The organism is Aureimonas sp. AU4, from assembly GCF_001463765.1.
Lineage (GTDB): Bacteria > Pseudomonadota > Alphaproteobacteria > Rhizobiales > Rhizobiaceae > Aureimonas.
In genome coordinates this window covers 63,693-71,878 of the sequence record NZ_BBWK01000016.1, presented here as the reverse complement: position 1 = coordinate 71,878, position 8,186 = coordinate 63,693, and the positions used below count along the sequence as shown (strand labels likewise).

Annotated in this window: 5 protein-coding genes; 2 read left to right on the top strand and 3 right to left on the bottom strand. The window is 70.3% G+C overall.

Annotation, left to right across the window (positions count from 1 at the left end; translation table 11 throughout):
- The first annotated feature begins 269 nt into the window (after positions 1-269).
- On the top strand, positions 270-2,060 hold the full coding sequence (locus AUL35_RS06215) for an ABC transporter ATP-binding protein (protein WP_062013121.1): 1,791 nt from the start codon (positions 270-272) through the stop codon (positions 2,058-2,060).
- A gap of 55 nt (positions 2,061-2,115) precedes the next feature.
- Positions 2,116-2,925 (top strand): glycosyltransferase family 25 protein, encoded by an 810-nt coding sequence (locus AUL35_RS06210; protein WP_062013119.1) that lies wholly within the window; start codon positions 2,116-2,118, stop codon positions 2,923-2,925.
- On the opposite strand, the gene AUL35_RS06205 is transcribed toward AUL35_RS06210, so the two are convergent.
- The 3 genes from AUL35_RS06205 to carB all read right to left on the bottom strand — a co-directional run bounded on the left by AUL35_RS06205 (position 2,871) and on the right by carB (position 8,168).
- Positions 2,871-3,950, bottom strand: coding sequence for a glycosyltransferase family 4 protein (locus AUL35_RS06205; protein WP_062013117.1), 1,080 nt, complete (start codon positions 3,948-3,950; stop codon positions 2,871-2,873). The two genes, AUL35_RS06210 and AUL35_RS06205, sit on opposite strands and share 55 nt — an antisense overlap.
- Before the next feature lie 134 nt (positions 3,951-4,084).
- Positions 4,085-4,558: a transcription elongation factor GreA gene (greA, locus tag AUL35_RS06200; RefSeq protein WP_062013116.1), complete on the bottom strand. Its 474-nt coding sequence runs from the start codon at positions 4,556-4,558 to the stop codon at positions 4,085-4,087.
- A gap of 184 nt (positions 4,559-4,742) precedes the next feature.
- Positions 4,743-8,168, bottom strand: a complete 3,426-nt coding sequence (gene carB, locus AUL35_RS06195; protein WP_062013114.1) for a carbamoyl-phosphate synthase large subunit — start codon at positions 8,166-8,168, stop codon at positions 4,743-4,745.
- Between the last annotated feature and the right edge of the window lie 18 nt (positions 8,169-8,186).

Below are 8,186 nucleotides of genomic sequence, written 5' to 3'. Positions count from 1 at the left end.
CGGGGAGGGACTGACGTGACGGATCATATCTCCACCCCCGCCGGTGCCCTTCGCCACCCGTCCGTGCTGCGCTCCGCGGCCGGCACGGGGTACCCGAAGGGCCCGCGATCGACCGTTCGGCGCTAGCCGCCCGCCCTCGATCTCCCCGGTGTCGCGGCCTCTTTCGTAAGGCTCCGCACCCGTTCCTGCGTTTCCGGCCGAACGACCTGTGATGGGTCCTCGCGTCGCTATGGGAGACGGTCGCCCCGCACGGCGCCGTTCTTGGCCTCATGACCGTTCAGACCATCGAGACCGATCGCGTGGGCGCGATCCGTCGCGTCCTCGCCTATACCGTCCGCAACTGGCGTTCCGAAAAGCCGCGCGTCGCCATGGTGGCGGGCGCGATCACGCTCGCGACGCTCGCCGACGTCTTCATTCCCTTCTTCGCGGGGCGCCTCGTGGACGCGCTGACGACGGACGGCGCGCGGCCGGACGCGCTGGTCCGGGCGCTGGAGGCGCTCGGCGCCATGGCGGTGCTCGGGCTCCTGTTCGTGGCCTTCCGGCATCTCGCCTGGGCGAGCGTCGTGCCGATGACGCTGCGCATCATGAGCCGCGTCGGCGGGCGCACCTTCGCGCGCGTCCAGCACTTCTCCTCGGACTGGCATGCCGGCAGCTTCTCGGGCTCGACGGTGCGCCAGATCACGCGGGGCATGTGGTCGCTCGACCTCCTGCACGATGTGCTCCTGCTGGCGCTTCTGCCCTCGGTCGTGGTGCTCGTCGGCACGGTCGCGCTTCTCGCCGCGCAGTGGCCGCTGATGGGCCTCGTCATGGGGCTCGGCGCGGTTCTCTACGTGCTCGCGACCGTCTGGCTGTCGGTGGCCTACGTCGCGCCGGCCTCGCGCCTGTCCAACAAGCTCGACACGCGGGTCGGCGGCGTGCTCGCCGACGCGCTCGGCTGCAACGCAGTGGTGAAGGCCTTCGGCGCGGAGACGCGCGAGGAGGAGCGCCTGTCGGACGCGCTCGGCGACTGGCGCCGGCAGACCGCGCGCACCTGGATGCGGCATACCTGGGCGGGCACCGCGCAGGTCGCGGTCCTGTGGGCGATCCGCGTCGCGATCGCGCTGGCGGCCCTCCACCTCTGGCGGACCGGCGCGGCGTCGGCCGGCGACGTCGCCTATCTCCTCACCACCTACTTCGTGGTGCACGGCTACCTTCGCGACATCGGCATGCACGTGAACAACCTCCAGCGCTCCGTCAACGAGATGGAGGAGCTGGTGGATCTCGAGCGTGGCACGCCCGGCATCCGCGACGCCGAAGGGGCACAGCCGCTCGTCGTGCGGGAAGGTGCGATCCGCTTCGAGGCGGTGCGGTTCCACTACGGCGGCCACGACACGCCGCTCTACGAGGACTTCACGGTCGCGATCCCCGGCGGGCAGCGCGTCGGGCTGGTGGGGCCGTCGGGCTCGGGCAAGACGACCTTCGTGAAGCTGATCCAGCGGCTCCACGACGTGAACGGCGGGCGCATCCTGATCGACGGACAGGACGTCTCGATGGTCGCCCAAGGCTCGCTGCGCCGCCAGATCGCGATCGTGCCGCAGGAATCGGTGCTCTTCCACCGCACGCTTCGCGACAACATCGCCTATGCCCGGCCCGACGCCACACGAGAGGAGATCGAGCGCGCGGCTCGCCTTGCCAGCGCCGACCGCTTCATCGAGCAGCTTCCCGCCGGCTACGACACGATGGTGGGCGAGCGGGGCGTCAAGCTGTCGGGCGGCGAGCGGCAGCGGGTGGCGCTGGCCAGAGCCTTCCTGGCGGACGCGCCGATCCTCGTGCTCGACGAGGCGACCTCGGCGCTGGATTCGGAGTCCGAGCGCCTGATCCAGCTGGCGATGGAGCGCTTGATGCGCGGGCGCACCAGCCTCGTCATCGCGCATCGCCTGTCCACGGTGCGCGAACTCGACCGCATCCTCGTCTTCGACCGGGGGCGGATCGCCGAGGACGGCAGCCACGCGGAGCTGATGGCGCGCGAGGACGGGCTCTACCGACGCCTCAACCGGCACGACGGGCTGGGCATCCGGTAGGCGCAACGGGCGGCGCACTGGACGCGCCGCCCGCCGGCGGCCTAGAGCGACGCGCATGGAGTCGATCCCGATCCGCGTCATCAACCTCGACCGCGCCACGGCGCGCCTCGATTTCATGGCGCGGCAGCTCGCCGGCCTCGGCCTTGCCTTCGAGCGGCGGCGGGCGGTGGAGACGGCCGACATCGCGCCGGATCTGGAGCGTCGCATCAACCGGCGCTGGGAGCGGCCCTTGAGCGGCCCCGAGCTCGGCTGCCTCCTGTCGCACGCCGCGATTTGGCGCGAGGTGGCAGCGGGCGCCGGACCGGTCCTGGTGCTGGAGGACGACGCGGTGCTCTCGCGCCGCCTGCCCGAGGCGCTGCGCGCGCTTCCGCAGGTCGAGGCGGAGATGGTGAACATCGAAAGCTTCGGCCGCCGGCGCTTCGTGTCGCGCCGCCGCGTTCCGGTGGGAGAGGGGCTCTCGGTCCGGCGCACGCATCGCGACAAGTCAGGCTCGGCCGCCTACCTCCTGTGTCCGGCGGGCGCGCGGCGGCTGCTTGCCTCGCTGGAGCGGCGGGGCGCGGCGCCGGCCGACGCCTTCCTCTTCACCTGCCCGAACCTCCAACTCTTTCAGGCCGAGCCGGCGCTCGCGATCCAGGCGCATCTCTTCGCCCGGCTGACGGGCCGGAGCGCGGGAGTGGACGGCGCGACCATGATCCACCAGCCGCGCGCGCGTCTGCCCGTCGCCCGCGCCAACCTGCCCTTCCTCGCGCGTCGCATCGCGGCGCAGGCGCGGCTCCTCGGCCACCATCTGGCGCGGCTCGGCCCCTCGACCTACCGGCGAACGCCCGTGGTCGCGGCCGACTTTCCCGACCAGAGCGCCTCGTAGACCGCCTCGATCTGAAGCGCCTCACGCTCCAGCGGGAAGTCGCGCAGCGCCGTTTCCAGCGCCACCGCGCCGGCCCGCGCGAGCGCGGCCTCGTCGGCGAGGAAGGATCGGATCGCCGCCGTCATGGCGTCGAGGTCGCCCGGCGGCACGATGCGGCCGGCGCTTTCGGGAACGACCTCGGCGAAGACGCCCGCATCGGCCGCCACCACGGGCACGCCGCAGCTCATGGCCTCCAGCGGCGTCAGGCCGAAGCCCTCCCAGCGCTGGGGCGCGACGAAGAGGTCGAGCGCCCCGTACCACCGTTCGATGTCGCGGTGTTCGCCGACGAAGCGGATGCGCCTCTCGAGCCCCGCGGCCGCCACGCGAGCCTTCAGCTCGCGCTCGAACCCCTCGTGCTCTGCGGTGGCGCGGCCGGCGATCACCGCCTGCCAGCCGGGATGGTCCGGCAGGAGGCGGATCATGGCGTCCACGAAGAGATCGGTGCCCTTCTGGTGGCGCACGCGCCCGAAGCAACCGGCGGTTCGCAGGTCGGGAGCAAGGCCGAGCGCCCTGCGCCGCTCCGCGCGGCCCTCGGGCGCGGGCCGGAAGCGCGACTGGTCGATGCCGTGCGTGACCACCGCATGGGGAACCGTGAGATAGGCGCCGGTCTTGGCCGAGGTCGCGATCACGGCGTCCATCCGGCCGATCAGCCAGCGCGTGTAGCGCGTGTGGCGGCGCTGCGAGGCGGAGGTGAAGACGAGCCGGATCGGCCAGCGAAGGACATCGCGCAAGAAGATGCCCGGCAGCATCTCGACGTTGCGCCGCGCGTGCCAGATGCGGAAGGGACGATCGGCCGGGGCGCGCGCGAGGCGCAGGAGACCGCGCCAGTCGAGCCTCGGCAGATGCGCCGGCAGGCCCGGCCCGAGCGCTGCGACGCGCAGACGCCGCGCGTGTTCGGGCACGAGCTGGACGATGGTGGAGGTGACGCCGGACAGTCGCCGCTTGAAGTTGGGCGTGACGACGTGCGGGTCGGAAACGGTCATCAAGGGATCAGGCGACGTGTTCGGCGGCCGCGACGGGCATGGGATCTGACCCCGGGCAATCGCCTCGGGGAGTTCGATCCCATGCTCTGCGCTTTTCGCCCTCGCTCCGGATCAGATCGGACGAGGGCGGCGCGGGATCAGGCCCAGCGCAGCTCCAGGATCTCGTAGGAACGGGCGCCGCCGGGGGCCGCGACCTCGACCGTGTCGCCTTCGCCCTTGCCGATCAGGGCGCGCGCGATGGGCGAGGAGATGGAGATGCGGCCCTTCTTCACGTCGGCTTCCTGGTCGCCGACGATCTGGTAGACCTTCTCCTCTTCCGTGTCCTCGTCGACCAGCTTGACGGTCGCGCCGAACTTCACCTTGTCGCCCGAGAGCTTGGCCACGTCGATCACCTCGGCGCGCGCCGTCAGGTCCTCGAGCTCGGCGATGCGGCCCTCGTTGAGGCTCTGGGCCTCCTTGGCGGAGTGGTACTCGGCATTCTCCGACAGATCGCCATGGGCGCGGGCCTCGGAGATGGCCTCGACGATCCGCGGGCGCTCCTCCTGCTGACGGCGGCGCAGTTCCTCCTTGAGGGACTCGAAGCCAGCGCTCGTCATCGGCACCTTGTCCATGCCCGTTACCTCTTCGACTTGCGGCCCCGGCCGGAGCCGGAAGCGCGGCGCCGGCGGCCCGCCGACGCGAAAGAAGACCGGTCCCCGTTCTGAGGCGGGAACCAGCCGGTGATTCTTGCGGGCAACCTTTTGCAGGAGAGCCCTTGCGGCCCCGGAACGGAGCCGCCCCTCGCGGGATCAAGCGTCAGAGAAAGTAAGACTGAAGCGGCCGCACTTCAAGGTTGCCGGCCCGCAGCGCGGCGATCGCTTCCGCAGCCGCCTCCATGCCCGCCAGCGTCGTGTAATAGGGCACCTTGTGCATCAGCGCGGCGCGGCGCAGCGAACGCGAGTCCGACAGCGCCTTGGCCCCTTCCGTCGTGTTGAGCACGACCTGGACCTGCCGGTTGCGGATCGCATCCTCGATGTGGGGACGCCCTTCCAGCACCTTGTTGACCTTTTCGGCCGGCACGCCGTTCTCGGCGAGGAAGCGCTGCGTGCCCTCGGTCGCGGAGATGCGGAAACCGAGCTCCGCCATGCGGCGGGCGGTCGGCAGCATCTCCTGCTTGTCGTCGTCGCGCACCGAGACGAAGAGGGTGCCGTCGCGCGGCAGGTCCACCGAGGCGCCGAGCTGCGACTTGGCGAAGGCCACCGCGAAGTCCCGGTCGAGGCCCATGACCTCGCCGGTGGAGCGCATTTCGGGGCCGAGCAGCGTGTCGACGCCGGGGAAGCGCGCGAAGGGGAAGACGGCTTCCTTGACCGCGATGTGCTTGAGGTTCTTGACGTCCGGCTTGCCGCCATAGGCCGCGAACGCCGCCTCCAGCGTCTCGCCCGCCATGATGCGTGCGGCGACCTTGGCGATCGGCGAGCCGACGGTCTTCGCGACGAAGGGCACGGTGCGCGAGGCGCGCGGGTTCACCTCGAGGACGTAGATCTCCTCGTCCTTGATGGCGAACTGGACGTTCATCAGGCCGCCGACCTTGAGAGCGAGTGCCATCTCGCGCGTCTGGCGCTCCAGCTCCGCCACGATGGAGGAGGAGAGGGAATGCACGGGGAGGGAACAGGCCGAGTCGCCGGAATGGATGCCGGCCTCCTCGATATGCTCCATGATGCCGGCGATGAACGTGTCGCGACCGTCGCACAGGCAGTCGACGTCGACCTCGATCGCCTGGCTGAGATACGAGTCGATCAGGACCGGCGACTTGCCGGACACCACCACGGCCTCGCGCATGTAGCGCTCGAACTGCGTGTCGCCGCGCACGATCTCCATGGCGCGACCGCCGAGCACGTAGGAGGGGCGGATCACGACGGGATAGCCGATGCGCTCGACGATGACGCGCGCCTCCTCGACCGAGCGGGCGATGCCGTTCTCGGGCTGGCGCAGCGACAGGTCGTGCAGCAGCCGCTGGAAGCGGTCGCGGTCCTCGGCGAGGTCGATCGCGTCCGGCGAGGTGCCCAGGATCGGGATGCCGGCCCCCTCCAGGGCTTCCGCCAGCTTCAGCGGCGTCTGGCCGCCGAACTGCACGATCACGCCGTGCAGCGTGCCTTGAGCCTTCTCGACACGCAGGATCTCCAGCACGTCCTCGGCGGTCAGCGGCTCGAAGTACAGGCGGTCCGACGTGTCGTAGTCCGTCGAGACGGTCTCGGGGTTGCAGTTGACCATGATGGCCTCGAGCCCCGCGTCGCGCAGCGCAAAGGCGGCGTGGCAGCAGCAGTAGTCGAACTCGATGCCCTGTCCGATGCGGTTCGGGCCGCCGCCGAGGATCACGACCTTCCGGGCGTCCGACACATCGGCTTCGGAGCGCACCTGTCCTGCGAAGGGCCGTTCGTAGGTCGAGTACATGTAGGGGGTGGGCGAGCGGAACTCGGCGGCGCAGGTGTCGATGCGCTTGAAAACGGGGTGGACGCCAAGGCGCTCGCGCAGCGCCTTCACCTCGGCCTCGGACTGGCCGGAAAGCTTGGCGAGGCGGGCGTCGGAGAAGCCGGCCGACTTCAGGAACAGGAGGTTGTCGCTATCCTGCGGCAGGCCGTGCTCCTGCACGCGGCGCTCGAGGTCCACGATCGCCTGGAAGCGGTCGATGAACCAGGGGTCGATCTTGCAGGCGCGGTGGACGGCCTCCTTGGTCGCGCCCTCGCGCAGGGCCTGGGCGACCATGCGCAGGCGATCGGGCGTGGGCGTGCCCAGCGCCGCGCGGATCGCGTTCTTGTCGTCGCCCTCGCCGAGGCCCGGGATCGTGATCTCGTCCAGTCCGTCGAGGCCGGTCTCCAGTCCCCGCAGCGCCTTCTGCAGCGACTCCTCGAAGGTGCGCCCGATCGCCATGACCTCGCCCACCGACTTCATGGCCGTGGTCAGCACCGGCGAGGCGCCCGGGAACTTCTCGAAGGCGAAGCGCGGGATCTTGGTGACGACGTAGTCGATGGTCGGCTCGAACGAGGCCGGCGTCGCGCCGCCGGTGATGTCGTTCTGGAGCTCGTCCAGCGTGTAGCCGACGGCGAGCTTGGCCGCGATCTTGGCGATCGGGAAGCCGGTCGCCTTGGAGGCGAGCGCGGAGGAGCGCGACACGCGCGGGTTCATCTCGATCACGACGAGGCGACCGTTCTCGGGGTTCACCGCGAACTGGACGTTGGAGCCGCCGGTCTCGACGCCGATCTCGCGCAAGACCGCGATCGAGGCGTTGCGCATGACCTGATACTCTTTGTCGGTCAGCGTCAGGGCCGGGGCGACGGTGATCGAGTCACCGGTGTGGACGCCCATCGGATCGACGTTCTCGATCGAGCAGACGATGATGCAGTTGTCCGCGCGATCGCGGACGACTTCCATCTCGTACTCCTTCCAGCCGAGCACCGACTCCTCGATCAGCACCTCGGTCGTCGGCGAGGCGTCGAGGCCGCCCTCCACGATCTCGAAGAACTCCGAGCGATTGTAGGCGATGCCGCCGCCCGTGCCGCCCATGGTGAAGGAGGGGCGGATGATGGCGGGCAGCCCAACATGCTCCAGGGCTTCCGCCGCCGCGCCCATGGCGCGCGCCATGTAGCGCTGCTTGCGGTCGGTCTCGCCGTTGTTCCACTCGGTCTCGAGCTTCGCCAGGGCGGCCTCGCGCTCGTCGCCGGCTTCCGTTTCCCGGATCGCGGCGGCGCGGCGCTCCTCGTGCTGAAGGCGGTCGGCGCCCTTGGCCTCGGTGGCGTTGGCGAGGAAGCTCTTCGGCGTTTCCAGCCCGATCTTGGCCATGGCCTCGCGGAACAGGGCGCGGTCCTCGGCCTTGTCGATGGCGGTGGCGTCGGCCCCGATCATCTCGACGCCGTACTTGTCGAGAACGCCCATGCGCTTCAGCGAAAGCGCCGTGTTCAGCGCCGTCTGGCCGCCCATGGTCGGCAGGATCGCGTCGGGACGCTCCTTGGCGATGATCTTGGCCACCACGTCCGGGGTGATCGGCTCGATATAGGTCGCATCCGCCAGGTCCGGATCGGTCATGATCGTCGCCGGGTTCGAGTTGACCAGGATGATCCGGTAGCCCTCCGCCCGCAGCGCCTTGCAGGCCTGCGTGCCGGAATAGTCGAACTCGCAGGCCTGCCCGATGATGATGGGGCCGGCGCCGACGATCAGGATGGATTTGATGTCGTCGCGTCTGGGCATGGGGCGGGTCCGTTGTGG

What these genes read in the sequence shown, in the direction of transcription:
- AUL35_RS06215 (WP_062013121.1), top strand. Translation starts at nt 270, where the DNA reads ATGACCGTTCAGACCATCGAGACCGATCGCGTGGGCGCGATCCGTCGC.
- AUL35_RS06210 (WP_062013119.1), top strand. Translation starts at nt 2,116, where the DNA reads ATGGAGTCGATCCCGATCCGCGTCATCAACCTCGACCGCGCCACGGCG.
- greA (WP_062013116.1), bottom strand. Translation starts at nt 4,558, where the DNA reads ATGGACAAGGTGCCGATGACGAGCGCTGGCTTCGAGTCCCTCAAGGAG.
- carB (WP_062013114.1), bottom strand. Translation starts at nt 8,168, where the DNA reads ATGCCCAGACGCGACGACATCAAATCCATCCTGATCGTCGGCGCCGGC.